This is a genomic window from Telluria sp. ZT3P26, assembly GCF_059686035.1.
In genome coordinates this window covers 49226-75203 of sequence record NZ_JCASII010000006.1, presented here as the reverse complement: position 1 = coordinate 75203, position 25978 = coordinate 49226, and the positions used below count along the sequence as shown (strand labels likewise).

Below are 25978 nucleotides of genomic sequence, written 5' to 3'. Positions count from 1 at the left end.
AAGCGAGCGATCAATGAACCGCCCTAAACCCTGCATTGTAACCCGGACCGGCTTTTCTGCTGAAAAAAAAGGCGCACGGCGCCCCTGCTGCAACGCGTCGATTGCCCCAGTGACAAGCTAGATTGGCTGGATGCGCGCCAGGTCGGGCCGCAGCGCAAATTCGGCCAGCTCGTCGCGCAGGCGCTCGCCCTCCCCGATCGCGTGGCGCCAGACGCGGATGCGCTCGTCGTGGTCGAGGCCGAACGAGGTGAAGTCGGTCCGGTCAGGCAATTTGCCGCGCGGCAGTGAGCGCAGGAATTCTGCGGAAGGCGTCACCAGCAGCACATTCTCCAGCCAGCCGCGGTTGGGGCCACGCGCGGCGCGCCGCCACGGCATGCTCTTGTCGAGCCAGCCGGGCACGATGTGATCGGTAAAGTGGGGATACAGCACCAGTTCGCTCTTGTTCGCGCCTGCTGCACGCGCATACGGCAAGGCCAGGTGGTAGTCGATGATGCCGCCATCCCAGTAGCTGCCGGGAGGCGTCTCGGCGATACCCGTCACCGCTTTCATGATCAAGGGCAGCGTGCCCGAGGCCAGCAGGCCAGGTGCCAGATTGGCGCGGGTCAGCGGCGCGAAGTGCGTCGTGAAGCGGTCGAACGGCTCGTGCAGCCATGGCAGGTCGCCTGCACGCGTGCCACCGATGACCACCCTTTCCATCAAGCGCGCCAGCCAGGCCCGTGAGCCGGCATTGTGCAGCGCGGCCGAGGCGAAGCCGCGCAGTTCGGCGTGGCGGCCGACCGGCGCGGCGAGCGAACGCAGGCCACGGTCGGCCAGGATGTGCAGGCGGTGATGGGGATGTCCGACAATGTCGTCTTCGTGCCCCCTGACCAGTTCGGCGAGCAAGGCTTGCACGACCTCATCGATCTCTTGCGCACTGGGTTTCAGGCGCGTATAGCGCTGGCCTGTGTAGAGTTCGGCCAGGCGGGCAAATGCCTTCGCCGGATCCTTCTGGCACGCGGCCGCCATGCGCCAGGCGCCGATGGACGCGCCGATCAGGGTTCGTTCGCGCGGCGCCGTGGACAACCACTCGCCGAACAGCCACGCGTCAAGCGCCGCGAAGATCAGGCCTTTGGGACCGCCGGCTGCTGCCGGCACGATGGCAATGTCCTGCGCGCGCAAGCCATGCGCGGCGATCTGGGCCATGGCAAGGGGGCCGGCCTGGAAGTTAAGCGCTCTCATCGTGAAATTATCGCAGAAGTCCGGCTGACGGCAGCCGCTTGCGCGACATCAATCCTGCACCGGCGCCGCCCCGTACCATGGGTCGGTCATGTAGCCGGAGATTGAGATGATGCTGCGCTGTGTCGTCATGCTGTGTCTGCTTCTGTGGCCATTGCTGGGGCTGCAGCCGGCATATGCGCGTGAGACGGGCGTCGACCGCCACGTACGGCACTTTGTCGTCGAGCCCAGTGGGGCCTACCTGCTCACGGTCGCACAAACCCAGACTATTCTTGAGCGCACTGCCCTGCCTGAGCACGCCCGGTACGAGATCGGCTACAACCAGTCGCTCGAGGACATCATCGCCATCGATGCGTATGCCGAAAAGGCCGACGGGCGCCGGCTCGCCGTACAGCCGCACCAGATTCGCGACCAGCCACAAGCCGCGTCGGTCGACGCTCCGATGTTCCAGACGATACGCCTGAAGACCGTCGAGTTTCCTGACGTCGAAGCCGGCGACCGGGTGGCCGTGCGCTACGTCGTGCGGCGCCACACGCCGCTGTTTCCCGGCCACTTCGAAGACCTGACCAGCGCGCACTTCCAGCGCCGGCGCGACTTACTTGTGGTCTACGACATGCCTGCCGCGATGCTGCTGCATGCCGACGCTACCGGGTTTGCGCCCATGACAGTTGCCGACCTGCCCGCGCCTTCAGCCGGCAAGCGGCGCTATGCCTGGCGCTATCTCGATGGCGCACATGTCCCGCCCGAGGCCCGCTCGGTCAGCTACCTTGACTACGGCAAGCGGCTCGCCGTGTCTACCTTCGCCGATTACGCCGCCCTTGCCCGCGCCTACCAGGATCGCACGGGCGCACACGCACTGCCCGACGACACGGTGGCGGCGCTTGCAACGCGCGTGACCGGTGACGCGATCGAGCCCCGTGCGCGTGCGATCGCGTTGTCCGATTGGGTACGCCACAACGTGCGTTACGTGGCCGTATATCTCGGCCCTGGCGGCGTGGTGCCGCACGCGGCGGCCAGCGTGCTGACGAACCGCTACGGCGACGCCAGAGACCACACAACGCTGCTCGTCGCCCTGCTGGCCAGCGCCGGCATCGACAGCACCGTTGCCCTCGTCAACAACGGCAACGCCTACCAGTTGCCGGCCGTGCCCACGCTGGACGTGCTCAATCACGCGATCGTCTACGTGCCGTCGCTGCAGTTGTATCTCGATTCGACCGCCGCCAGCGTGGCCGGCGGCTTCTTGCCTGCGGCCTTGCTTGGCAAGCCGGCGGTGCTGACGCGCTCGGGCGAGTTCGCGATGCTCCCCTTCTTCCAGCAGGCGCACAGCCGAACGCTCACGCAATTCACCATCCAGTCCGATGGCAGCAGCCGCTTGACGGTCACGCGCACCGGCAGCGGCGCCCTGGCAGAACTGTACCGGGACGTCACAGGTGGAAATGCCGCAATACCGTTGCGCAGCGCCAGCAACGGTTTCACGCAACTGCCCGGCCGGGCGCGGCTGGCCACGACCTACGATCTGAGGGGTAGCCTGGGCGAGGCCATCTTCACGTTCACGCAAGAACCCGAACGGCGTCAGGACTTCGTGTGTCCGGCAATCGATGCCGAGGACGAAGTGCGCTTTCATCTGCCGACGCGCTCACGTGTGCTGGCCCTGCCCCGCGCGATGCACGTGGACGACGCCAACTTTGCCTACCACTCGCGCTATGCGCGGCGCGGCGCGCTGGTAACGGTGAAGCGCCAGCTCAAGTTCCGCCACACGGCGGCAACCTGCACGCCCGACGACTACCGGCGCATGCGGCCAGCGCTGGAGCGCATGCTGCGCGACCTGCGCTCTCAGGTCGTGTTCAAACGTGGATGATGATGGCAGTGCGCCAGCGAATCAGGCAGTGTGCAACCGCATCGTGGCCGTGTCGAACTTGCCTTCGCAGACCAGCGGAATGATGTGCAGGCTCTTGTCGATCGATTCTTCGATCAGGCTCTGCTCTTCACGGCGCGGACGGTGCAGCACGAAGTCAGCGACCACCTGCTGCAGGTTCATCGTGCGCGGGTGGCCGATACCAAGGCGCAGGCGCCAGTAATCCTGGGTGCCGAGCGCCGCCGTGATGTCCTTCAGGCCGTTGTGCCCGCCGGATGAACCACCCTTCTTGAGCTTGGCAACGCCCGGTGGCAGGTCGAGTTCGTCGTGCACGACCAGCACTTCATCCGGATTGATTTTATAAAAGCGCGCCAGGCCGCCGACCGACTGACCGGAGCGGTTCATATAGGTCTGCGGCTCGAGCAGCCAGACATCGTTGCCGGCAATGGACGTCTTGGCAACCAGCGCATTGAAACGCGATTCGCGCTGCAGACGGCAGCCGGGCAAGCCATTGGCAAGATTGTCCACGAGCCAGAAGCCGGCATTGTGGCGGGTTTGTTCGTACTCGGGGCCGGGATTGCCAAGGCCAACGATCAGTCGAATGGACATGCGTGAGATTCTGTCGAGAAAAGGCGATTATCGCCGAAACGTGCAAATCAAAAAATAAAAACCCGCCGGGCAAGCCGCGGCGGGTTTCTGTGCGATGCGCCGCCGGAGCGACGCGTCAGCTGCGATTACTCGGCAGCTGGGGTCTCTTCAGCGGTGACTGCGCCGCGTGGGATGGTTGCGGTGACGATGGTCAGGTTCTGGCCGTGGGTCAGTGCAGTGACGCCTTCTGGCAGGACCAGGTCGTCGGTGTGGATCGAGTTACCGGCTTCCAGGTTTGCCAGGTCAACTTCGATGAACTCTGGCAGTTTGCCTGGCAGGCACGACACTTCCAGCTCGTTCAGGACGTGCGAGATTACAGCGCTGTTCAGCTTGACGGCTGGCGAGTTCTCGGCGTTGACGAAGTGGAAAGCGACTTTGGTGTGCACTGGCTTCGACGAATCGACGCGCTGGAAGTCAGCGTGCAGGACCAGTTGCTTGAACGCGTGCATCTGGAAGTCACGCAGCAGGACTTGCTGGGTCTTGCCGTCGATTTCCAGGTCCAGAACCGAACCGTGGAACGCTTCTTTTTTCAGCGCGTGCCACAGGGCGTTGCCGTCCAGGGCGATCAGCTCAGGCGTACCTGCGCCACCGTAGATGATGCCTGGCGTTTGACCAGCTTTACGCAGGCGGCGGCTCGCTCCGGTCCCCTGCAGAGTGCGGTTGAATGCGACTACTTTCATGTGATACTCCAAAAATAAAACAGGCCCGAATGCCGAAGAAAACAATCAACAGCCCGGTAGCCAAGTGGCGACCACCCCCGCGACCAGGGGCAGTCAGGAAAGAGCGCATTGTTACGCGCTCAAAAGATACATAAATCGACATGTACGGCCTCACCGGACATGTCGTCCCCGCGCAGGCGGGGACCCAAGTGTTATTTACACCAACGGCGCGCCGGCTAATCAGCCAGGCGCGCCGTGGAATACAACGTCGATGAAGCTTAGTCGACGAACAGCGAAATGACCGAGTCGCCCTTGACGATCCGCTTGAAGGTCTCAGCCAGCAGCGGTGCGCAGGTCAGCTGGCGGATCTTGCCGCAAGCGGCGCCGGCGGCGCTGAGCGGGATGGTGTCGGTGACGACCAGTTCGTCCAGCGGCGAGTTCGCGATGCGTTCGATCGCCGGGCCGGACAACACCGGGTGCGTACAGTAAGCAACCACCTTCTTGGCGCCGCGCTCCTTGAGCACTTCGGCAGCCTTGCACAGCGTACCTGCGGTGTCGACCATGTCATCCATGATCACGCAGTTGCGGCCTTCGACTTCACCGATGATGTTCATCACTTCGGACACGTTCGCCTTCGGGCGACGCTTGTCGATGATCGCCAGGTCGCAACCCAGGCGCTTGGCCAGGGCGCGCGCGCGCACCACACCGCCGACGTCCGGCGAGACGACCAGCAGGTCGTCGTAGTTGCGCTTCTGCAGATCGCTCAGCAGGATTGGCGATGCGTAGATATTGTCGACCGGGATATCGAAGAAACCCTGGATCTGGTCAGCGTGCAGGTCCATGATCAGGACGCGCTCGACGCCGGCTTTTTCCAGCATGTTTGCCACGACCTTGGCCGAGATCGCAACGCGCGCCGAACGCGGGCGACGATCTTGACGGGCATAACCGAAGTAAGGAATCGCCGCGGTAATACGGCCAGCCGAGGCGCGCTTGAGAGCGTCGACCATCAGGATGATTTCCATCAGGCTGTCGTTGGTCGGTGCGCAGGTCGACTGCAGGACGAAGACGTCCTTGCCGCGCACGTTCTCATTGATTTCGACCATGACTTCGCCGTCAGAAAACTTCGAGACGACAGCCTTGCCGAGTGGAATACCGAGGCTTTTTGCGACCCCTTCTGCTAGCGCCGGATTGGCATTGCCGGTAAAAACCATCAGGTTTTCGTAAGCCATGGGAGTCCCAAAAGGTAAGAAGCGTTAATACAGTAGAAAAACAATCAGCCGGCTATACCGGCTGATTAACGTGCTGATGTGGTGCTTGGCACCGCATCGCGATTCTCTTGCTGGACGCGTCGGCATCGACAGAACAAGAAAACTTTGGCAGGGGAACAAGGATTCGAACCTTGGAATGCCGGAATCAAAATCCGGTGCCTTAACCAACTTGGCGATTCCCCTACACGACCTTTACTACTTGCCGCTCCACATTGTGCTGCACATCTTCTGTGCTGCTCAGCGTCGCGACAGGCAAAATTTTATTCTACAACTCATTGTTTTGCAAGAGCGATTTTTTCAAAGGGTGTGTCTTCAACGACTTCGCTTTCCATGCCGCATACTTCTGCGGCACCTGCGCCAACACTTGGTCAGCAGCGTCTTCGCTGGAGACTGCGCAAAACACGCATGCCCCTGAGCCAGTCATCCTGGCATCGCCGTAGCTGCTCAACCATTCAACCGCTTCAGCTACCGGCGGGAACAGGCGCATCGCCACGTTCTGCAAATCATTTTTACCAAACCCCACCATGCTGCCTGAATTGGTGTGGCTGGAAAAGTCCGCTATTCTGACCGGCTTTGCGTCCCTTGTCAAATCTGCCGCAGAAAAAATGGCAGGCGTCGGCACGGCGACGCCGGGCTCGAGCACGACGTACCAGCAATCGGGGCCGTCTACGGCCTGCAACGTCTCCCCCACCCCTTCTGCAAACGCCGTTTCGCCAAACAAAAAGAACGGGATATCGGCGCCCAGCGGCAAGCCCAGCGCCATCAATTCGTCGCGCGTCAGGCCGGCCTGCCACAGGTGGTTCGCGGCCATCAGCGCCGTGGCGGCATCGGACGAGCCGCCCCCCAACCCACCACCCATCGGCAGGATCTTGTCGATTGCCACATCGATGCCGGGCGGCAGGCGTCCGTGGCGACGCGCGTACTCGGCCTGCAACAGACGCAGCGCGCGCACGATCAGGTCCTGGTCGTGCGGCACGCCGGGCACATCGGTCGTGCGCACGATGCGCTCGTCGTCACGCAGGTCGAAGTGCAGGCGGTCGGCGCGGTCGATCAGCTGGAACACGCTTTGCAGCAGGTGGTAGCCATCGGCGCGCCGACCTATGACGTGCAGGAACAGGTTGAGCTTGGCCGGGGCCGGGCAATCGTGCAGGGAACGCTTGTGCATGAGGGTCAGGCCGCCGGATTGACGACGATGCGAATGGCCAGATCCTGGATGTCGCCCGACGCGGCGCGCTCGGCCTGGATCAGGCGCGGCACAGGCGCAGCAGCGGCAGCACCGGCCGCAGCATCAGCAGCCCCGGCTGACTGCCAGTCGATGAAGCGCAGACGCCAGCCATCCTTTGTCGTCACGCTGTTGCTGGCCGGCGAAGCGCGGAAACGCTGCCCCTGCGCATCGACCGCATAGCCCTGCAGCCAGTCGCGCAAGCCCGACACGGGCAGCGGCCAGCCGAGCGTCTGCTGGGTCAGGCTATCGATGTCGGCCGCCGTACGCGGCTCCTGGCCGGCCTGCGTGAGCGTGGCCGAGCCCGGCGTGACATTGATCGCAGCGACCGTCTGGCCCAGCGGCGACATCAGGGTGACGTCGATCGTGCCGGGGCGCTGCTCCCAGTTGAAACTGCCGCTGATCGATTCGGGCCGGCCATCCTTTTGATAGTTCACCGACAGGCGCCCTGCCAGGTCAATGGTTTCGCGATACGCGCCGACCGTGGCAGTAGACAGGTTGGCGGTGCTTGTCGCGCAACCGGTCAGGACCGTGGCGGCAAGGGCGAGCATGGCAAGGCGTCGGATAAGCAGCATCATGGGCAGCGAAACAGTTGAACGAGGGTGGATTATTTCACAAGGACAGGCCAAGGCGGGCCAGCGTCTCGCGCAGGGCGTCGTTCTGCGGGTCCTTGGCGCGGGCATCGCGCCATAGTGCCTGGGCAGCGGACTTATCGCCTTTTTGCCACAGCACTTCACCCAGGTGAACGCCGATTTCAGCATCCTTGCGCACGCCATACGCGCGGCGCAGGAACTTTTCGGCTTCGTTCAAGTTGCCCATGCGGTAGTGAATCCACCCCATGCTGTCCATGATGAAGGGATCGTCCGGTGCCATCTCGAGCGCCTTCGCGATCAGCCCGTAAGCTTCCTGCAGGCGCACATTGCGTTCGGCCAGCGAGTAGCCGAGCGCATTGTAGGCATGGTGATTGTCGGGCGCCTGCGCCATCACTTCGCGCAGCTGCGCCTCCATCACATCGACCTTGCCCAGCTTCTCGGCCAGCAGCGCGAAGTCGTACAGCAGATCGGGATTTTTGGGGAAACGCTGCGCCGCCGCCTCCATCACCGCATACGCTTCCGGCAGCTGGTTGCCCTGGCGCAGCAATTGCGCATCGGCCGCCATCAACTGGGCCTGGCGCGCCGGCTCGGTGGGCTTGACCTCGGCCAGCAGCGCACGCGCAGCAGCCAGGTCGCCGCCCTTGCCTGTCAAATGCGCGCGGCGCAATTGCGCGTTGAAGCGGGTTTGCTCGTCAGTGTTGTCGGGTACCTTGTTCAGCCACAGCAGCGCGCCGGCCAGATCGCCCCGTTCTTCGGCCAGCTGCGACAGGATCAGGAGCGCGCGTGACGGGTCACGTTCGTCGTTCGGATTGCGGCCGAGCACGTCCACGAAGCGGGTGAAATAGGTTTCAGCGCCAGCGGCATCTTCCGTCTGCGTGGCCAGGATGCCCAGCGCATACAGCGTCGCGGCATTGTCGGGCTGTACCTTGAGCAGCGCTTCGAACTCGCGCCGCGCGGCCGGATAATCCTTGCGGTTGACCAGCACGCGGGCATAGGCGGCGCGCACATCGTTCGCCTTCGGATAGCTCTTGAGGAATTTCTCCATCATGGCCACCACCTGCGCCTCGTCGTCGGTGACCTGCGCCAGCATCAACAGGGCGATCTCGGCATCGGGCTTGGCGGCCAGCGCCGACTGCGCGTACGTGCGCGCCAGCGCCTTGTCGCCGCGCACCAGCGCGATCTGGGCACGCACGATGCGCGCTTCCATCATCTTGTCGTAGGGCTCGATCAGGCGCTCGAGCATGGCCAGCGCGGCGTCCTTGTCCTTGGCCCGGCCCAGCAACTGCTGGACCTGGAACATCAGGATGCCGCGCCGGGCGGCCGGCGCTTCGCGCAGGCGCTCTTCGAACACGGGCTCGAGCTCGGCGATCTTTTCGGACGTGACCACCATGCCGACGAAATACTGGGTTGCTTCGTCGGATTCGGGATCGAGCCGGTACCACAGGCGCACCGCAGCGAGCGTGTCGTCGGCCTGCTTGGCGGCGACGGCCATCTCGGCAGCGCGCCGGGCCAGGCGCGGATCACGCGTCTGCTGGGCCAGGCTCAGCACCGTGAGGTACGGACCTTGCCAGTCGCCATTGCGAAACGCAAATTCGGCCTTAAGTAACTGGTCGAGCATGACCGGGGTCATTTCGACCTTCGGCAGGCGGGCTTCTTCCTCGGCTTTTTGCTTGGCGGCCTGCGCTTCGTCATCGAGCAAGGGCTCGGCGGCGGGTGTGGACGCGGCCTGGACATCGGCGGCGACGGAGTGCTGTTGCGGCACGACAGCACATGCAGTCAACAGACCGGAGAGGGTTACAATGGCGAAAGCGTTTTTCAAAGCAAGTCCAGAAGTCCAAAGTGAGTTTGATTCTACGCTCATGCGCAGACCTGCCGCGCATGTGCTGCGCTGTCAACTGACTCTACACGAATCCCCTTAGGCATGCCTGAACTCCCAGAAGTCGAAGTTACCCGGCGCGGCGTCGCGCCCCATCTCGAAGGCCGCATCGTCGAGCACGTCATTTGCCGCCGCGAAGGGTTGCGCTGGCCCTTCCCGCCCGGCCTGTCCGCGTTGCTGGAAGGCCGCCGCATCCTGGACATCGGCCGGCGCGGCAAATACCTGTTAATCAATTTTGAGCACGGCACCCTGATCATCCACCTCGGCATGTCGGGCCACCTGCGCGTGCTGCCCCCGGGCATCGAGCCACGCACGCACGATCACTTCGATCTGGTCGTGAACGGCCCCGAGGGCAAGCAAGTGCTGCGCCTGAATGACCCGCGCCGCTTCGGTGCCGTGCTGTGGCATGCCAACGAGGACGGCCCGCTGGCCGAACACGTGCTGCTGCGCGGCCTGGGCGTCGAGCCGCTGGACGACGGTTTCGACGGCGCCCTGCTGTTTCGCGAAACCCGCCGCCGCAGCGCCCCGATCAAGCAGGTGCTGCTGGCCGGCGACATCGTCGTTGGCGTGGGCAATATCTACGCCTGCGAAAGCCTGTTCCGCGCGGGCATCAACCCGAAAACGGCGGCCTCGCGCATCAGCCGCGCGCGCTACGACCGGCTGGCCGAAGCGATCCGCGTCATCCTGGCCGCTGCCATTGTCCAGGGCGGCAGCACGCTGCGTGACTTTATTGCTGTAAATGGCCAGTCTGGATATTTCCAGCAGACATATTTCGTCTATGATCGTGCTGGCGTGCCCTGCCGCCAATGCGCAGTGCCGGTACGCCAGATCAAGCAAGGGCAACGATCGACGTTCTACTGCGCCCAGTGCCAGCGCTAGTCATCCCTACGAGCAAACACGATGCAGGATTTACAACAGTATGGCGCCTGGCGCGCCCGGGTCGCCGCCTCCCTTACCAGCTACGGCAGCGCACTGCGCGACGCCGGGCTGATCGATGCGGCCGGCGAGCAGCTGCTGGCGCGCGCGCTGGGGCGCCTGCGTGACGACCGCCTGTCGGTCGCCTTCGTGGCCGAATTCTCGCGCGGTAAAACCGAGCTGATCAACGCACTGTTCTTCGCCGACTACGGCCAGCGCATCCTGCCGTCCAGCGCCGGCCGCACCACCATGTGCCCGACCGAACTGCTGTGGGATGCGAGCCTGCCGCCCTGCCTGCGCCTGCTGCCGATCGACACGCGCGCCGGCCACCTGTCCACCGGCGACTACCGCGACGACCCTGCCGCCTGGACCGTGTTCCCGCTCGATCTCGATTCGCCAGCGGCGATGCACGACACGCTGCGCCAGGTCAGCCAGACCCGGCGCGTCTCGACGGTCGAAGCGGAGCGCTACGGCCTGTACGACGCCGACGATCCCGACCTTGCGGCCAGCCTCGACCCGGACGGCACGATCGAGATCCCGCGCTGGCGCCACGCGATCATCAACCTGCCGCACCCGCTGCTCAAGCAGGGCCTGGTGATTCTCGACACGCCGGGCCTGAACGCCATCGGCACCGAGCCGGAACTGACGCTGAACTTGATCCCGAACGCGCACGCGGTGCTGTTCGTGCTGGCCGCCGAGACGGGCGTGACCAAGAGCGACATCGAAGTCTGGCGCACGCATATCGGCGCCGGTTCCGGGCGCCTGGCCGTGCTCAACAAGATCGACGCCATGTGGGACGAGCTCAAGTCGCCGGAAGCCGTCGATGCCGACATCGCGCGCCAGCAGCACGACGTGGCGCGCCAGCTTGGCCTGTCGGCCAGCCAGGTGTATCCGGTGTCGGCGCACAAGGCGCTGGTCGGGCGCATCGGCGGCGACATGGCCCTGTTCGAGCGCAGCCGCCTGGGCGCGCTCGAAGCGGCGCTGTTTCATGAACTGATTCCGGCGCGGCGCGCGATCGTCGAGCGCCAGCTGCACACCGATCTCGAGGCGCTGGTGGCCGGCCAGCAGATGCTGGTGGCCACGCGCCTGCGCGAGCTGGTCGAGCAGTTGCAGGAACTGCGCAGCCTGCGCGGCAAGAACCAGGGCGTGATCGCGCACATGGTGCGCCGTGTCGAGGCCGAGAAGAAGGAATTCGACGCTGGCCTGTTCAAGCTGCAGGGCACGCGCGCCGTGTTCACGCGCCTGTCGACCGAGCTGTACACGCTGCTGGGCATGGACGTGCTGCAGGACCGGACCGACACCGTGCGCGTGGCGATGAGCGCAGTGCGCTTTGCCACCGGCATGCGCGCGCCGGTACGCAACTACTTCGACGGCGCCCGCGCCGGCCTGGCCGACGCCGACGCCAAGCTCGCGGAAATCACGTCGATGATGGACGCGATGCACCGCAAGTTCGCCGCCGAGCATGGCATGAGCCTGGGCCTGCCGCCGACCCTGTCGCTGGCGCGCCACCGCGACGAGATCGACGCCATCGAAGAACTCTTCTCGCGCCAGTTCGGCACCGCCACCTTGTGGATGAACAGCCGGGCCACGCTGCTCGAGCGCTTCTTCGATTCGATCGCCTCACGCGTGCGCCGCGTGTACCGCGCCGCGAACGCCGATATCGAAGCGTGGCTGAAAGTGGCCAACGCGCCGCTTGAAGCGCAGATCCGCCAGCATCGCGACAACCTGCGCCAGCGCCAGGCGACGGTGAAACGCATCCACGAAGCCAGCGACAGCCTGGAACAGAAAATCGGCGCCTTCGAAAGCGGCCAGGCCGAACTCGACGTCACGCGCACGCGCCTTGGTTCGCTGGCCGCCGGCGTGACCGCGACCTTGTCCGACACCCTACCCAACTCTGCGGCGGCCAGCAGCGCCGACGCCCACTACACGACTGCATGAAGCGACTGACCGAGTTTGACCAGCTGGCCGATCCGACCTTTTCCCGGGCCGTGATCGACTGGCAGCGCAGCCATGGCCGCCACACCCTGCCATGGCAAAACACCACCGACGCCTACCGCGTGTGGCTCTCCGAAATCATGCTGCAGCAGACCCAGGTCGCTGCCGTGCTGGGCTACTACGCGCGGTTCCTGGAACGCTTCCCGACCGTGCACGCGCTGGCCGAAGCCCCGGCGGAGGACGTGATGGCCCACTGGAGCGGCCTGGGTTACTACACCCGCGCGCGCAACCTGCACGCCTGCGCCAAGCGCGTCGTGGCAGATTACGACGGTGTGTTCCCGAGCGACCCGGCACTGCTGGCCGACCTGCCCGGCATCGGCCGCTCCACTGCCGCCGCCATCGCCGCCTTCTCGGGCGGCGTGCGCGCCGCGATCATGGACGGCAACGTCAAGCGTGTCTTCGCGCGCGTGTTCGGGATCGACGCCTATCCCGGCATCAAGCCGGTCGAGGATGCACTGTGGCGCCGCGCCGAAGCGTTGCTGCCGGAAGATGGCGGCATCGAGTCGTACACGCAGGGCCTGATGGACCTGGGCGCCACGCTGTGCACGCGCTCGCGCCCCGACTGCGGCCGCTGCCCGCTGCAAACCCGCTGCGTGGCCTTCGCCACGGGCCGCACGGCCGAACTGCCGGTGCGCAAGCCCAAGAAGACAACACCGGAAAAACGCACCGCGATGCTGGTGCTGATCGACCGCGGCGAAGTGCTGCTCGAACAGCGCCCGCAAACGGGCATCTGGGGCGGCCTCTTGTCGCTGCCGGAAGTGGGCGGTCATGTGGCGATGGATGGCGATGCCGATCCTGTCTGCACGGCAGACATCGCCGCGGCCAGCAGCGCGTTCGGCACGATTGACGAAGTGCGCGCGCTCACGCCGTTGATGCACGGGTTCACGCACTACAAGCTGCACATCGCGCCGTTCGCGGTGACGCTGGCCACGCGTGGCGAGCATGGCGCCGGGCACCTGTGGTGGAAGCTCGATGCGATTGGCGATGCGCCGTTGCCGGCGCCGGTCAAGAAGTTGTTGCTGGATCTGTCGCAGCCAAGCCTGTTCAGCCAATAAGACCCGTTGGTCGTAGGGTGGGCGGCTGTGCCGCCCACGCGTTCAAACCACCCTCGTTCCGTGATATACAAAAGCGAGAACGCGCAGCCCTAGAAGTGATCGAGCGAGAAAATGCGCCGGTGCTCGCGGATCGCGTAGCGATCGGTCATGCCCGCGATGTAATCGGCGATCTTGCGCGCCTGCTTGTGCGGGTCGCCCTGCACCTGATAGTCGCCCGGCAGCAGCACGGGATCCGCCAGGAACGCCTCGAACAACTCGCGCACGATGCGGCTGGCTTTCACGCGCATGCGGTTGACCTGGAAGTGGCGGTACAGGTTCGCATACAAAAAGCGTTTCAGCGCCACGGTCTCGGCGCGCATCGCGTCCGAGAAACGGATCAGCGGCGGCGCGGCGCGCACGTCGTCGATGGTCGCCGGCGCCGCCTCGGCGATCAGGCGCGCTGATGTTTCGACCAGGTCGGCCGTCATCGCCGTGATCATCAGGCGGATCGTCTCGTACAGCGCGCGCCGGCCCGGCAGGCCCGGATAGCGCGCCTCGACCTCGCGATGCAGGCGCGCGAACAGCTCGACTTCCTCCATCTGCGCCATCGTGAGCAGGCCCGAACGCAGGCCGTCGTCGATATCGTGGTTGTTGTACGCGATCTCGTCGGCCAGGTTGGTCAGCTGCGCCTCCAGGCTGGGCTGGCTGCGCTCGATGAAGCGCTGGCCCAGGTCACCCAGCTGGCGCGCGTTGTTCAGCGAGCAGTGCTTGAGGATGCCTTCGCGCGTCTCGAACGTCAGGTTCAGGCCATCGAAGGCGCCATAGTGTTCTTCGAGATGGTCGACCACGCGCAGGCTTTGCAGATTGTGCTCGAAGCCGCCGAAGTCCTGCATGCACTCGTTGAGCACATCCTGGCCCACATGGCCGAACGGCGTATGGCCAAGATCGTGCGCCAGCGCCGTCGCTTCGACCAGGTCTTCGTTCAGGCGCAGGCTGCGCGCCAGCGTGCGGCCGATCTGGGCCACTTCGATGCTGTGCGTCAGGCGCGTGCGAAACAGGTCGCCTTCGTGGTTGATGAAGACCTGCGTCTTGTATTCGAGGCGGCGAAACGCGGTCGAGTGGATGATGCGGTCGCGGTCGCGCTGGTACTCGCTGCGCGAACCGGGCCCCGGCTCGGCATGCGTGCGCCCGCGCGACTGGGCCGAGCGGGCCGCGTACGGGGCCAGGCCGGCATCGAAATCAAGCATCAGGCTGCTCATCCGCTGCAGGCCGCGAGCGTCGAGCGCAGCACGTCCAGTGGCGCGGTCGTGATCGACGGGCTGCCCAGCGGCTTGAGCAGGATAAAGCGGATTTCGCCGCCCTCGTTCTTCTTGTCGACTTCCATCAGCTCGATCCAGCGTGCTTCGCCGAGATCCGGCGCCACGGCCGGCAGGCCGGCGGCGCGTACCAGCGCGCGCACGCGCTCCACGGCGGCTGGCTCGATCAGGCCCAGGCGCGCCGACATATCGGCCGCCATCACCATGCCGCAGCCGACCGCTTCGCCGTGCAGCCAGGCGCCGTAGCCAAGCCCGTTTTCGATCGCGTGGCCGAAGGTATGGCCGAAGTTCAGCACCGCGCGCAGGCCGCCTTCGCGCTCGTCCTTGCGCACGACGTCCGATTTGATTTCGCACGAACGGGCGATCGCGTAGCCGATGGCGTGGCGGTCACGCGCGATCAGCGGCTCGATATTGGCTTCGATCCAGTCGAAGAAATCGGCGTCGAGGATCGCGCCATGCTTGATGACTTCGGCCAGGCCCGCCGACAGCTCGCGCGCCGGCAGCGTGTCGAGGGTGGCGGTGTCGGCGATCACGGCGCGCGGCTGGTAGAACGCGCCGATCATGTTCTTGCCCAGCGGGTGGTTGATGCCGGTCTTGCCGCCCACCGACGAATCGACCTGCGCCAGCAGCGTGGTCGGGATCTGCACGAACGGCACGCCGCGCATGTAGCTCGATGCAGCAAAGCCGGTCAGGTCGCCGATCACGCCGCCCCCCAGCGCCACCAGCGTGGTCTTGCGGTCGCATTTGTTCTGCAGCAGCGCATCGTAGACGAGGTTCAGCGACTGCCAGTTCTTGTGTTCTTCGCCGTCCGGCAGAACGATTTCGAGCACGTCGCGGCCCGCCGCGCGCAGGTGGCCCGCGACCTTGGCGAGGTACAGCGGGGCCACCGTGGTGTTGGTGACAATCGCGACCTTGTGGCCGCCGATGTGGCGCGCCAGCAGCGCGGCGTCGTCCAGCAGGCCGGCGCCGATCTCGATCGGGTAGCTGCGGTCGCCAAGTTCGACGTTGAGGGTGATGTGTGCCTGTTCGTTCATTGCAGTCCTTGCATGCTTGCGCGCGCGGGCGTTTTCCTGCGCGGCCAGCTGGTCCAATATGGTTTGAACCATCGATTGTACGTTAGGCCTGCCGGTGTCGATCACGAGGTCGGCGATCTCGCGGTACAGCGGATCGCGTTCGGTCCATAGCTGCTCGAGTTTGCCGCGCGGGTCGGCGGTCTGCAGCAGCGGGCGGTTCTTGTCGTGCGCGGTGCGCTGCAGGATGCTGCCGATCGACGCGCGCAGGTAGATCACGGTGCCGCGTTCGGCCAGCAGTGCGCGGCTCTTCGGATCGAGCACGGCGCCCCCGCCCGTGGCCAGCACCAGGCCATGCTGCGCCGAGAGGTCGCGGATCACATCGGCTTCGCGCCGGCGAAAGCAGGCTTCGCCCTCGATCTCGAAGATCCAAGGAATGGTGGCGCCGGTGCGCGCTTCGATCTCATGATCGGCGTCGACGAAGCGGCGATTGAGCTTGCGGGCAAGCAATCGACCGATCGTGGTCTTCCCTGCCCCCATCAGGCCAACAAGGAAGATATTGTTGTTCTTGGGATGTGGCACAACCAGACCCGTTGAGATGAAAAAGACGGCCAGTATAGACTGGCCGCCTCTCATTCCGCCAATTTTACGGGCAGGTGAAGTTCAGCGTGAACGGCAGCGAGCTGACGTCGCCGCGCGGGGTGGTGGCGGTCACGTTGAACGTGGCCCGGCTTCCTGCGGTACATGGCTTGGCACTGGTGGCATTGAGCGTGACCCGGTGCAACGAGCCCTGCGGCCCGGTGCCAGCGTCGGCAAAGATGCTCGGCACCTTGGCCGGGCTGATTTCCACCACGGCGGCATTGGTCAGGCCCGTGATTGCCACGGTCGAATCGGCCGGCAGCGGATTGCCGTTCAGGTCGGTCAGCTGGAGCAGGAACACTACCGGATCATTGGCACTTGCGCTGCCCAGGTCGCCATTCGATGGCGTCGCGCTGCCATTGACGTAGGCACGTGCCAGGGTTTCATCGCTGAACGTGATCGTGGTCTTGGCGAACTGGGTGTTGGCGCCGTCGGTCGTGCTGGCACAAATCGTGGCCACGCCGGCCCGGGTCGTGTCAGGGCTGGAACCGGTGCCGGTATTGCATGGCGTGGCCGGGGTACCTGGCGTTGCCACGCGGGGATTCTGGGTGCGGAACGGCACCGAGCAGCCGCCATTGACGGTAGTACAGCCACCCGAACTCGATGTGCCGATGGCGCCCAGATTGGTCTGGAAGACGATCGGCGTGCCGTCTGCAACCGGATTCCCGAAGCTATCGGCCAGCAACACGGTCACCGTGGCCGCCGCGGTGGTGGTGCCGCTGTTAAAGTCCCATCCATCCACATTCCCGCGAGAGACGCCCAGCGTGAAGGCGCGCTGCACCGGCAAGCCGGTGGTGACCACAATCGAATCCGACGTGGTGAGGATATCCGGACGGGTAGCCGTTGCCGTTTTTGGCAGCAAAGCCTGCACCCGGAAGGAAGTTGGCGTGGCGAGCGAATTGACGGTGGTAATGACTTCGCCGTTCTGGTCGGTGATGTCGGTTTTTTTGTTCAGATTGACGACACCGGCCGGCAGAATGCTGAATTCGACCTCCTTGCCTGCCAGAGGCTTGTTGAACGTATCGAATACCCGGAAGCGCAGCGTTGCCGTCTCGGTGCGATTGTTGCCGCCCTGGCCCCGGATCACGATCGATTTGTCAGTCGGAACCGCTTCGACGAACTGCACCGACGCGGCGCTTGGCGCAGCGATCTCGAGCAGGCGGCTGGCGGCCGTGGCAACACCATCAGCCGTGGCGGTGATGACGTCATTATTGCCACAGCCCTGGTCGCGATAGACTGCCTTGGCAGTGCCGTCATTGGTGACCACGGTCGCGGCCAGTGTGGCCTTGCCGGCTGTCACACAGGCCGAGCTGAAACTGACATTGACCTGCTGACCGGTGTACTTGACACCATTGGCCAGCAAGCCGACCGATACCATCGTCGATTCATAGGCATTGATGCCAGCCGGCGTGAGCGTGAGTTCGCTGAACGTCAGCGACGTCGCGTTGACCGAATAGTTCGCCTCGCCCGTGATGGTGGCGCCGGCCATGCTCGTGGTGGCGCTGACCTTGCCAGCCCCGCCGGCAGCCAGGCTGGCCGCACGCAGGGTGATGCTGGCAGTGCCGGTGGCATCGGTCAGTGCGGTGCCCGCGCCCGGGGTGAATACACCCAGCGCCGCATCGGTGGTGAATGTAACCAGCGCATTGGGTACCGGCTTCTTGCTCGCATCGAGTACCAGCGCGCGCACCGTCAGCGGCGTCGCGCCGCTGAGCGAATTGCCGCCCGCGAAGCTCACGCCGACGGTGGGCGTGGCCGGTGTGGCTGGCACGGTCGGCGTGCTGCCGCTGCCGCTGCCAGTGCCCCCGGTGGTGCCCGGGCTGCCGCCGCCGCCGCCGCATGCACTGAGGGTTGCAGCCAGGAGCAGCGCCAGGCTGCCATAGGTGATTTTCTGGTTTGTCATTTCAGTTCGTTGTTGTTATCGGTCGTTGATGAAACAAGAATCAGCGTGCGCCTGCCACGTTGTCGTTCACGATTTTCGGGGTGATGAAGACCAGCAGCTCGGTCTTGCTGCTTTCGCGTGCGGTGGTCTTGAACAGGTAACCCAGCAGCGGCACGTCGCCCAGGAACGGTACCTTGCTCTCGTTGGTGCGCTCGGTCTGCTGGTAGATCCCGCCCAGCACCACGGTGCCGCCGTTTTCGACCATCACCTTGGTCTTGACGTGCTGGGTATTGATGGCAAAGCCCGCGCGGGTGTCTTCGCCCTTCGAATCCTTGCTCACGTCCACCTCCAGCACCACGTTGCCGTCGGGCGTGATCTGCGGTGTGACTTCCAGGCGCAGGTTGGCCTTCTTGAATTCGATCGAGGTGGCGCCGCTGCTGGTGGCGTTTTCGTAAGGCAGTTCGACACCCTGCTCGATCAGCGCGACCTGCTTGTCTTCGGTGACCACGCGCGGGCTCGAGATGATCTTGCCCTTGCCGTCCGCTTCCAGCGCCGACAGTTCCAGGTTCAGGAAGCGGTTGGCCGCCGACGAGAACAGCGAGAACGCCAGCGACGAGGCGGGAATGCCGCCGATGCCGGCCGCCGGCAGATTGACCATCGTCGTGTTGTTGAAGCTGTCGGCGCTGTTGGCCACCTGGCCGGTGGTCTGGCCCACACCAACCAGGTTGCCGCCGATGGCGATGCGTTCGTTGCCATTGACCTGCCAGCCCGAATCGCCACCGCGCATCGTGCGCATGTCGGCAAAGCCCAGCTTGGCGCCGAGGTTGCGCGAGAAGCCGTCATTGGCTTCCACCAGGCGCGCTTCGATCAGGACCTGCTTTGAGGCGACGTCGGTTTTCTGGATCAGCTTGCGGATGTCTTCGATCTTCGACGCGATATCGGTCACGAACAGCTGGTTGGTGCGCGGATCGATGATCGCGCTGCCGCGCCGGGACAGCACGCGGTTGCGGCCCGCGTCGCCGGCAGCGCCAGTACTGGCGCCGCCCTGGTCCAGGCCGAACACGTTGCGGAACGATTCGGCTTTCTGGTAATTGAGCTGGAAGATCTCGGAGCGCAGCGGCTCGAGTTCGGCGATCTGCGCACGCTGCTCGAGTTCGAGCTTTTCCTTGGTCAGCAGTTCTTCCTTCGGCGCGATCCACAGCACGGTGCCGTTCTTGCGCATGTCCAGGCCCTTGGCGGTCAGGATCACGTCCAGCGCCTGGTCCCATGGCACGTCCTTCAGGCGCAGCGTCAGGAAGCCCGCCACCGAATCGCTGGCGATGATGTTCAGGCCCGAGATGTCGGCCACGGCCTGCAGTGCGGCGCGCACCTCGACGTTCTGGAAATCGAACGAGAGTTTTTCGCCGCGGTAGCCCTGCGGGTTGTTGCTCGAGCCGGGGCTGTTGCGGTTCGGGTCTTCCACGACCGGGCGCACTTCGACCACCAGTTGCGAATCGCTCTGGAACACCGACTGCTCCCAGGTGCCCTGCGCCTCGATCGTCATGCGCACGTTGTCGCCCTGGGCGCTCGTGGCCACGCGCGTGACCGGCGTGCCGAAATCGGTCACGTCCAGGCGGCGGCGCAGCGATTCGGGCAGGCGCGCGCCGATGAAGTCGACCGTCACGCCGGTGCCGGTCTGGCGCACATCGACGGCGACCTGGTTGTTCGGCAGGTCGACCACGACGCGCCCGGCGCCATTGGCCCCGCGCTTGAAGTCGAGGTCGCGCAATTGCGGCCGCGCCGACGCCGCCGGTGCGACCGGCGCGGCGACCGGCAGGCCGCTGGCGTTGACCGCACGCGCCACGCCGCCCGTGCCTTCGACGGTGACGATGATCGATTTGCCGTCGATGGCGGTCGCGTAGTTCAGCGCGCGCGCCAGGTTGACCACCATGCGGGTGCGCTCGCCGGCCTGCACCAGGTTCAGGCTGCGCACGTCGCCCAGGTTCAGCTCCTGCATGTTCTTGCCGGTGGCGTTCGCGGTGGCGCCGAAGTCGAGCGCGATACGCGCCGGGTTGGTGATCGCAAAACCGATCGGCGCACGGGTTGGCACATCGCGCATGGTCACGTTGATGACCACGTTGCTGCCCTGCTGGTTGGCCGTGATCGATTCGATCGCATTTCCCTGGGCCAGGACGGTGCCGGCGCACGTCAACAGCACGAGTGCGGTGGCAGCGCGCGCCAGCCAGGCCGGCATGGCGAAGCGAATCTGGACATTGGGGGTCATTTACTGCTCTCCTGGTTGTGCTGCAGCTCGATGTTGGCTAGTCGTTCCACCCAATCGCCGGTGGCGTCCTGCACCGATTCCCTGATTTCGATTGCCTCGTCACTCACACGGGTGACGCGGCCATAGTTCTGTCCCATGCGCTGCCCTGGCCGGACGCGGTACAGCGCGCGCTCGACCTGCACCAGCGCGTAGCTCACGCCGCCTTTTTGCATCGTGCCGACCATCCGCATCGTGTCGAGCGGGAAGTGCTCGAGCGGCTCTTTCGGCCGGGTCAGGTCAGGCTGGTTGGCATTGGGGCTCGCCTGCGCCATGCGCGCCAGTTCGCCCAGCAGCTTGGTCTGGTTGAACGGGTCGAGCGCGCCACCCGGCAGGTAGGCGTGCGGCTGGAACGTCTTCGGTTCCGGCAGCGGCTTGACCTTCGAGACAGTGCGGCCCTCGACCTGTTTCATCCAGGCGCGGGTTTCGCCGACGCCGCCATCGCCGCAACCGGCCAGCAAGGCTGCCGCGGCGAGCAGCGCAATCACGTGAGCTCGTATCATCACTTGCCTTTGCCTTTACCCTTGCCTTTGCCTTTGTTGGCTTTTTTCTCGGCCGCGCGCGCCGCGCGCTGGGCGATCAGTTCTTCCTGGTCGAGATAGCGGAAGGTCTTGGCGATCGCCTCCATCTCGAGGTTGCCGTCCTTGACGCTCACCAGCGACAGGTTGTTGAGCGTGACGATCCGTGGCAGGTTCGCCATGTCGGCGGCGAACGCGCCCATGTCGTGGTACTGCCCGCTCACCTTGATGCTGATCGGCAGCTCGGCGTAGTAGTCGCGCACCACTTCCTGGCCCGGCTTGAACAGCTCGAACTGCAGGCCGCGGCCCACGCCGGCCTGGTTGATGTCCGACAGCAGTGCGGCCATTTCCGACTTGCTCGGCAACTGCTTCTCCAGGCGCACCACGTACTGGTCGACCTGCGCCTTCTGCGCCTTCAGTGCTTCCAGGTTGATCGCCTGCGCCATCTTGGTTTCGTACTCGCCGCGCAGCCGCACTTCTTCCTGCGCGAGCGTTTCCTGCTCGGCGAACTGGTCGCTCCAGTAGAAGTAGTAACCCAGGCCGACCACCAGCGCCACCACGCCGGCCGCGCACAACAGGCGCGGCGCCAGCGGCCACTGGCCCGGCTGGCGGCCCTGCAGGTCTTCGAATTGCGCCGCGAGCTGGGCGAACAGCGCCTTGATATCGATGTTCATGATTTCTCCCGCGCGCCAGGCTTGGCTGCGGCGCCGTCTTCAGGCGCATCGCTGTTGCGGGCGCGCTTGATCGACACGGCCAGCGTGAATTCGACGACCTTGCGCGCGCTCTTGCTCTGGGTGACGGTCGCGGCGCGCACTTCGGTCAGGTCGGGCTTTTCCAGCCACGCCGACTGGCTCGACAGATTGCGCAGCAGCTCGGCGACCCGTTCCTGCGACTGGGCGGTGCCGGTCAGGATCACGCGCTGGCCATCCTGCTTGACGGTCTTGAGGTGCACGCCGTCGGGCGTCTGGCGCACCAGTTCGTCGAGCAGGTAGACCGGCTGGTTGCGGTCGCCCTGCAGATCTTCCACTGCCTGCTGGCGTGCCTGCAGTGCAGCGATTTCTTCCTTGAGGGTCGTGATCTCGCCGATTTTCTTGTCGAGATCGGCGCTGGCCTGCTTGAGCACTTCATTGCGCTCGTTCTGGACCGAAATCTGGCTGGCGTTATAGCCGCCCACCAGCAGCACGATGCCGGCGCCAACCAGGCCGCCCAGCGCCATCAGCGCCACGAAGGCCGATTGCTTCTGCTTGCGTTTTGCCTCGCGGTGAGGCAACAGGTTAATGCGGATCATCAGCCGAACCTCCGCAACGCCAGGCCGCATGCGACCAGGTAGGCCGGCGCTTCCTGGCGCAGCTGGTGTTCCCGCACGCCGGGGCCGAACGCCATATTGTCAAAGGGCGACGCCAGGCTGGTGGCGATGCGGGTGCGGCCGCTCACGATTTCCATGATCCCCGGCAGCAGCGCGCAGCCGCCGGCCAGGTAGATGCGGTCGATCCGCGTGTACGGCGTCGACGTGTAGAAGAACTGGATTGCGCGCGTGACTTCCAGCGCGGCGTTTTCGAGAAATGGCGCGAGCAGGTCGGCGCGGTAGTTTTCCGGCAGGTCGCCCGCCTTCTTGCGCGTTTCGGCTTCCTCGAACGCCATGCCGTAGGCGCGCACGATGTCCTGCGTGAGCGTGTTGCCGCCGAACGGCTGCTCACGCTCGTAGACGGCTTCGCCATTGAACAGCACCGACACGTGGGTGGCCTGGGCGCCGATCTGGAACAGCGCCACGATCTGGTCGCGCATCAGGCCAGCGGCGTTTTCCAGCGCACTGCGCGCGGCGTACGATTCGATGTCCATCACGGTGGCCAGCAGGCCGGCCCCTTCAGCGATGGCGATCCGGTCCTCGACTTTTTCGCGGCGCGCGGCGGCCAGCATCACTTCCATGTCGTCCGGCGAATTGGGCGCCGGGCCGATCACGTCGAAATCCAGGCTGACTTCATCGAGCGCGAACGGGATGTACTGGCTGGCCTCGGATTCGACCTGCACTTCGAGCTGGTCTTCCGACAAACCGGCCGGCAGGATGATTTTCTTGGTGATCACGGCGGCCGGCGGCATGCCCAGCGCAACCTGCTTGGCGCGCGTGCCGCTCTTTTTCCAGACCCGGCGCACGGCGTCGGCAACCTGGTCCATGTTTTCGATATTGCCATCGACGACGGCGCCGCGCGGCAGCGATTCGGTCGCGTAGCGCTCGAGGCGCACGAGTCCCTTGCCGGCGTCGGCCAGCTCGACCAGGCGGACGCCGGACGTGCTGATATCGAGGCCGATCATTGGCGGACTCGACTTTCCAAACAAGGAACCCAGATTGATCACCAAAACACTCCTTGACACCGATTGGGGCAGAATCTGGCTGTGGACGCCCTTGCAAGGGTCGTTGTCGTTAACCAAACACCTGTTAATTTCTTATAAAAATCCGATACTTACGTGAAAGCACCGTCTCGGATCGTAGCAATAAAGGATGATGCCGGACAAGATATTTCTACTCGGGAACATCAGAATGCGGGGCATGCACACCACACTTTGCCGATTCGTTGCCAGCTAAATATTGCTCTGTGGTTCGATTAAGCTCGGGCCAGTATCGGGTGCCAAACTGCTGTCTTATAATGAGGCGGATCAACAAAGCGAAAGTCAGCATGAAAGAGAAACAGGCAGCACCTTCTTCCTCCTCGAAGTTCAGCCCCAAGCGCCTGATCCTGATCGCCTTCGCCAGCCTGTTCGGTCTGGGTGCGATCGGCGTGCTTGTACTCGTGTTCGCCCTGGCCATGGCGTACCCGAACCTGCCGGCGCTGGACACGATTACCGATTACCGGCCCAAGATGCCACTGCGGATCTTCACGGCCGATAACGTCCTGATCGGCGAATTCGGCGAAGAGCGCCGCACGCTGGTCCACTTCAAGGACATCCCCGATGTCATGAAAAAGGCCGTCCTGTCGATCGAAGACGACCGCTTCTATGAACACAGCGGCATCGATTACCTGGGCATCATGCGCGCAGCCTTCCGCAACGCCACCGGCGGCGCGCGCCAGGGCGCCTCGACCATCACCCAGCAGGTGGCGCGCAACTTCTTCCTGTCGTCGGAACAGACCTTCAAGCGCAAGGCGTATGAAGCGATGCTGGCCTGGAAGATCGAAAAGAACCTGTCCAAGGACCAGATTCTCGAGCTGTACATGAACCAGATCTACCTGGGCCAGCGCGCCTTCGGCTTCCAGTCGGCGGCCCAGATCTACTTCGGCAAGGACCTGCGCGACATCACCGTGGCCGAAGCGGCCATGCTGGCCGGCCTGCCGAAAGCCCCGTCGGCCTACAACCCCGTGGTCAATCCGACCCGTGCGAAGACGCGCCAGCAGTACATCCTGGTGCGCATGCACGAGCTGGGTTATATCAGCGACGCCCAGTTTGCCCAGGCCAAGGTCGAGCCACTGAAGATCAAGACCGACAGCGCCGCGTTCGGCGTGCACGCCGAATACGTGGCCGAAATGGCGCGCCAGCTGGTGTACGAGCAATTCAAGGAAGACACCTACACGCGCGGCCTGAACGTGTTTACCACCATCACCAAGGCTGACCAGGACGCGGCTTACCTGGCGCTGCGCCGTGGCGTGATGGATTACGAACGCCGCCGCCCCTACCGCGGCCCGGAATCGTTCATCGACCTCCCATCTGGCAAGGCCGCCACCGACGAAGCGATCGAGGCCGAGCTGGCCGAGCATCCGGACAGCGACAACATCATCGCCGCCATCGTGCTGCAGGCCTCGAGCACGCAGGTCCAGGCAACGATTGCATCGGGCGAGACGATCACGCTGTCGGGTTCGGGGCTGGCGTTCGCGAAAGCGTGGCTGTCGGACAAGGCCGCGCCGAACCGGCGCGTGCGCCGCGGCGCCGTGATCCGCGTGATGCAGGATGACGAATCGAAATGGCTCATTACGCAGATGCCCGAAGTGGAATCAGCCTTTGTTTCGGCCAATACCGAAGACGGCGCGATCCGCGCACTGGTGGGCGGCTTCGACTTCAACCGCAACAAGTTCAACCACGTCACGCAAGCCTGGCGCCAGCCCGGTTCGTCGTTCAAGCCGTTCATCTATTCGGCTTCGCTCGAGCGCGGCCTGTCGCCGGCCACCATCATCAACGACGCGCCGATCAGTTTCGATGCCGGCCAGACGGGCGGCCAGGCGTGGGAACCGAAGAACTACGACAGCAAGTACGACGGCCCGATGACGATGCGGCGCGGTCTGATGCAGTCGAAGAACATGATCTCGATCCGCATCCTGAACAAGATCGGTGCGCGCTACGGCCAGGAATACGCGGCCCGCTTCGGCTTTGATCCGGAGCGTAATCCGGCCTACCTGACGCTGGCCCTGGGTGCAGGCGCGACCAACCCGCTCCAGATGGCCGGCGCCTACGCCGTGTTCGCCAACGGCGGCTACCGGGTCAGCCCGTACCTGATCTCGAAGGTCACCGACAGCGACGGCAAGGTGCTCTCCGAAGCGCGGCCGGCGCGCGCGGGCGATGAAGCGAATCGCGTGATCGATGCGCGCAATGCCTTCCTGATGGACAGCATGCTCAAGGACGTCGTGCGTCACGGCACCGCGGTCAAGGCGATGGCCCTGAAGCGCACCGACCTGGCCGGCAAGACCGGCACCACCAACGACTCGATCGACGCCTGGTTCGCCGGCTACCAGCCAAAGCTGGTCGGCATTGCGTGGATGGGCTACGACAAGCCGCGCAACCTGGGCGCGCGCGAAACCGGTGGCGGCCTGGCCCTGCCGATCTGGATCGGCTACATGCAGAAGGCGCTGAAAGACCAGCCGATGGTCGAACGCGAAGTGCCGGCGGGCCTGGTGCAGTACGGGTCCGAGTACTACTACGCCGAGACGCCGCCGGGCAGCGGCGTCGAAGCGCTCGACGTCGGCCAGCCGCCGCCGGCGCAACAGCAGCAGGAACGCGACGCGGTGCGGAACGAGTTGTTCTGATCACGCGGGCATGAAACGACAAAGGCGGCCA

At 64.7% G+C, this 25978-nt stretch carries 20 protein-coding genes and 1 tRNA gene; 5 read left to right on the top strand and 16 right to left on the bottom strand.

Annotated elements, in window-relative coordinates; translation table 11 throughout:
* Positions 1-117: 117 nt before the first annotated feature.
* On the bottom strand, positions 118-1218 hold the full coding sequence (locus AC56LN_RS19115) for a patatin-like phospholipase family protein (RefSeq protein ID WP_499574087.1): 1101 nt from the start codon (positions 1216-1218) through the stop codon (positions 118-120).
* Positions 1219-1324: 106 nt separating this feature from the next.
* On the opposite strand from AC56LN_RS19115, the gene AC56LN_RS19110 reads away from it, so the two are divergent.
* Positions 1325-3073: a DUF3857 domain-containing transglutaminase family protein gene (locus AC56LN_RS19110; RefSeq protein WP_499574084.1), complete on the top strand. Its 1749-nt coding sequence runs from the start codon at positions 1325-1327 to the stop codon at positions 3071-3073.
* Between the two features lie 21 nt (positions 3074-3094).
* Here the strand turns inward: AC56LN_RS19110 and pth are convergent, their stop codons facing one another.
* The 7 genes from pth to AC56LN_RS19075 all read right to left on the bottom strand — a co-directional run bounded on the left by pth (position 3095) and on the right by AC56LN_RS19075 (position 9222).
* The gene (gene pth, locus AC56LN_RS19105) at positions 3095-3679 is read right to left on the bottom strand and encodes an aminoacyl-tRNA hydrolase (RefSeq protein ID WP_258837205.1); all 585 of its coding nucleotides are present in this window, start codon (positions 3677-3679) and stop codon (positions 3095-3097) included.
* A gap of 125 nt (positions 3680-3804) precedes the next feature.
* A complete protein-coding gene (locus tag AC56LN_RS19100; protein ID WP_332530634.1) occupies positions 3805-4398 on the bottom strand; it encodes a 50S ribosomal protein L25/general stress protein Ctc in 594 nt (197 codons plus the stop codon).
* A 257-nt stretch (positions 4399-4655) separates the two neighbouring features.
* Complete coding sequence (locus tag AC56LN_RS19095; RefSeq protein ID WP_183554159.1) at positions 4656-5606, bottom strand: ribose-phosphate pyrophosphokinase; 951 nt, start codon at positions 5604-5606, stop codon at positions 4656-4658.
* A 145-nt stretch (positions 5607-5751) separates the two neighbouring features.
* Positions 5752-5828, bottom strand: a tRNA-Gln gene (locus AC56LN_RS19090).
* Positions 5829-5910: 82 nt separating this feature from the next.
* Positions 5911-6810, bottom strand: coding sequence for a 4-(cytidine 5'-diphospho)-2-C-methyl-D-erythritol kinase (ispE, locus tag AC56LN_RS19085; protein ID WP_482897048.1), 900 nt, complete (start codon positions 6808-6810; stop codon positions 5911-5913).
* Between the two features lie 5 nt (positions 6811-6815).
* On the bottom strand, positions 6816-7418 hold the full coding sequence (gene lolB, locus AC56LN_RS19080; RefSeq protein WP_499574082.1) for a lipoprotein insertase outer membrane protein LolB: 603 nt from the start codon (positions 7416-7418) through the stop codon (positions 6816-6818).
* Between the two features lie 61 nt (positions 7419-7479).
* On the bottom strand, positions 7480-9222 hold the full coding sequence (locus AC56LN_RS19075; protein ID WP_499574080.1) for a tetratricopeptide repeat protein: 1743 nt from the start codon (positions 9220-9222) through the stop codon (positions 7480-7482).
* Between the two features lie 159 nt (positions 9223-9381).
* Here AC56LN_RS19075 and mutM point away from each other — a divergent pair, with 159 nt between their 5' ends.
* The 3 genes from mutM to mutY are packed head-to-tail and all read left to right on the top strand — an operon-like array spanning position 9382 to position 13301.
* On the top strand, positions 9382-10215 hold the full coding sequence (mutM, locus tag AC56LN_RS19070) for a bifunctional DNA-formamidopyrimidine glycosylase/DNA-(apurinic or apyrimidinic site) lyase (protein WP_499574078.1): 834 nt from the start codon (positions 9382-9384) through the stop codon (positions 10213-10215).
* 21 nt (positions 10216-10236) lie between these two features.
* Complete coding sequence (locus AC56LN_RS19065; RefSeq protein ID WP_499574076.1) at positions 10237-12189, top strand: dynamin family protein; 1953 nt, start codon at positions 10237-10239, stop codon at positions 12187-12189.
* A complete protein-coding gene (gene mutY / locus AC56LN_RS19060) occupies positions 12186-13301 on the top strand; it encodes an A/G-specific adenine glycosylase (RefSeq protein WP_499574075.1) in 1116 nt (371 codons plus the stop codon). Before AC56LN_RS19065 ends, mutY begins: the two co-directional genes overlap by 4 nt.
* Positions 13302-13390: 89 nt before the next feature.
* Here the strand turns inward: mutY and AC56LN_RS19055 are convergent, their stop codons facing one another.
* The 8 genes from AC56LN_RS19055 to AC56LN_RS19020 form a co-directional block, all read right to left on the bottom strand.
* On the bottom strand, positions 13391-14527 hold the full coding sequence (locus AC56LN_RS19055; RefSeq protein ID WP_499574073.1) for a deoxyguanosinetriphosphate triphosphohydrolase: 1137 nt from the start codon (positions 14525-14527) through the stop codon (positions 13391-13393).
* A gap of 8 nt (positions 14528-14535) precedes the next feature.
* Positions 14536-16146 (bottom strand): bifunctional shikimate kinase/3-dehydroquinate synthase AroKB, encoded by a 1611-nt coding sequence (aroKB, locus tag AC56LN_RS19050; RefSeq protein ID WP_499574399.1) that lies wholly within the window; start codon positions 16144-16146, stop codon positions 14536-14538.
* Positions 16147-16252: 106 nt separating this feature from the next.
* On the bottom strand, positions 16253-18145 hold the full coding sequence (locus AC56LN_RS19045; RefSeq protein WP_499574071.1) for an Ig-like domain-containing protein: 1893 nt from the start codon (positions 18143-18145) through the stop codon (positions 16253-16255).
* Between the two features lie 40 nt (positions 18146-18185).
* Positions 18186-20387, bottom strand: a complete 2202-nt coding sequence (locus AC56LN_RS19040; RefSeq protein ID WP_499574069.1) for a type IV pilus secretin PilQ — start codon at positions 20385-20387, stop codon at positions 18186-18188.
* Positions 20384-20911: a pilus assembly protein PilP gene (locus AC56LN_RS19035; RefSeq protein ID WP_499574067.1), complete on the bottom strand. Its 528-nt coding sequence runs from the start codon at positions 20909-20911 to the stop codon at positions 20384-20386. The genes AC56LN_RS19040 and AC56LN_RS19035 overlap by 4 nt, the downstream gene beginning before the upstream one ends.
* 14 nt (positions 20912-20925) lie before the next feature.
* Positions 20926-21615 (bottom strand): type IV pilus inner membrane component PilO, encoded by a 690-nt coding sequence (locus AC56LN_RS19030; protein ID WP_499574065.1) that lies wholly within the window; start codon positions 21613-21615, stop codon positions 20926-20928.
* Entirely contained in the window at positions 21612-22229 is a 618-nt protein-coding gene (locus AC56LN_RS19025) for a PilN domain-containing protein (protein ID WP_499574061.1), read from the bottom strand. Before AC56LN_RS19025 ends, AC56LN_RS19030 begins: the two co-directional genes overlap by 4 nt.
* Positions 22229-23251: a pilus assembly protein PilM gene (locus tag AC56LN_RS19020; protein WP_499574059.1), complete on the bottom strand. Its 1023-nt coding sequence runs from the start codon at positions 23249-23251 to the stop codon at positions 22229-22231. The genes AC56LN_RS19025 and AC56LN_RS19020 overlap by 1 nt, the downstream gene beginning before the upstream one ends.
* Before the next feature lie 362 nt (positions 23252-23613).
* On the opposite strand from AC56LN_RS19020, the gene AC56LN_RS19015 reads away from it, so the two are divergent.
* Complete coding sequence (locus AC56LN_RS19015; RefSeq protein ID WP_499574057.1) at positions 23614-25947, top strand: penicillin-binding protein 1A; 2334 nt, start codon at positions 23614-23616, stop codon at positions 25945-25947.
* Positions 25948-25978 lie beyond the last annotated feature (31 nt).

Excerpts from the sequence above, each read along its gene's own strand:
- AC56LN_RS19020 (WP_499574059.1), bottom strand. The coding sequence starts at position 23,251 with ATGATCGGCCTCGATATCAGCACGTCCGGCGTCCGCCTGGTCGAGCTG.
- lolB (WP_499574082.1), bottom strand. The coding sequence starts at position 7,418 with ATGCTCGCCCTTGCCGCCACGGTCCTGACCGGTTGCGCGACAAGCACC.
- AC56LN_RS19100 (WP_332530634.1), bottom strand. The coding sequence starts at position 4,398 with ATGAAAGTAGTCGCATTCAACCGCACTCTGCAGGGGACCGGAGCGAGC.
- AC56LN_RS19015 (WP_499574057.1), top strand. The coding sequence starts at position 23,614 with ATGAAAGAGAAACAGGCAGCACCTTCTTCCTCCTCGAAGTTCAGCCCC.
- AC56LN_RS19110 (WP_499574084.1), top strand. The coding sequence starts at position 1,325 with ATGATGCTGCGCTGTGTCGTCATGCTGTGTCTGCTTCTGTGGCCATTG.
- AC56LN_RS19045 (WP_499574071.1), bottom strand. The coding sequence starts at position 18,145 with ATGACAAACCAGAAAATCACCTATGGCAGCCTGGCGCTGCTCCTGGCT.
- aroKB (WP_499574399.1), bottom strand. The coding sequence starts at position 16,146 with ATGGGGGCAGGGAAGACCACGATCGGTCGATTGCTTGCCCGCAAGCTC.
- pth (WP_258837205.1), bottom strand. The coding sequence starts at position 3,679 with ATGTCCATTCGACTGATCGTTGGCCTTGGCAATCCCGGCCCCGAGTAC.
- mutM (WP_499574078.1), top strand. The coding sequence starts at position 9,382 with ATGCCTGAACTCCCAGAAGTCGAAGTTACCCGGCGCGGCGTCGCGCCC.
- AC56LN_RS19055 (WP_499574073.1), bottom strand. The coding sequence starts at position 14,527 with ATGCTTGATTTCGATGCCGGCCTGGCCCCGTACGCGGCCCGCTCGGCC.
- AC56LN_RS19115 (WP_499574087.1), bottom strand. The coding sequence starts at position 1,218 with ATGAGAGCGCTTAACTTCCAGGCCGGCCCCCTTGCCATGGCCCAGATC.
- ispE (WP_482897048.1), bottom strand. The coding sequence starts at position 6,810 with ATGCACAAGCGTTCCCTGCACGATTGCCCGGCCCCGGCCAAGCTCAAC.
- AC56LN_RS19025 (WP_499574061.1), bottom strand. The coding sequence starts at position 22,229 with ATGATCCGCATTAACCTGTTGCCTCACCGCGAGGCAAAACGCAAGCAG.
- mutY (WP_499574075.1), top strand. The coding sequence starts at position 12,186 with ATGAAGCGACTGACCGAGTTTGACCAGCTGGCCGATCCGACCTTTTCC.
- AC56LN_RS19065 (WP_499574076.1), top strand. The coding sequence starts at position 10,237 with ATGCAGGATTTACAACAGTATGGCGCCTGGCGCGCCCGGGTCGCCGCC.
- AC56LN_RS19030 (WP_499574065.1), bottom strand. The coding sequence starts at position 21,615 with ATGAACATCGATATCAAGGCGCTGTTCGCCCAGCTCGCGGCGCAATTC.
- AC56LN_RS19040 (WP_499574069.1), bottom strand. The coding sequence starts at position 20,387 with ATGACCCCCAATGTCCAGATTCGCTTCGCCATGCCGGCCTGGCTGGCG.
- AC56LN_RS19095 (WP_183554159.1), bottom strand. The coding sequence starts at position 5,606 with ATGGCTTACGAAAACCTGATGGTTTTTACCGGCAATGCCAATCCGGCG.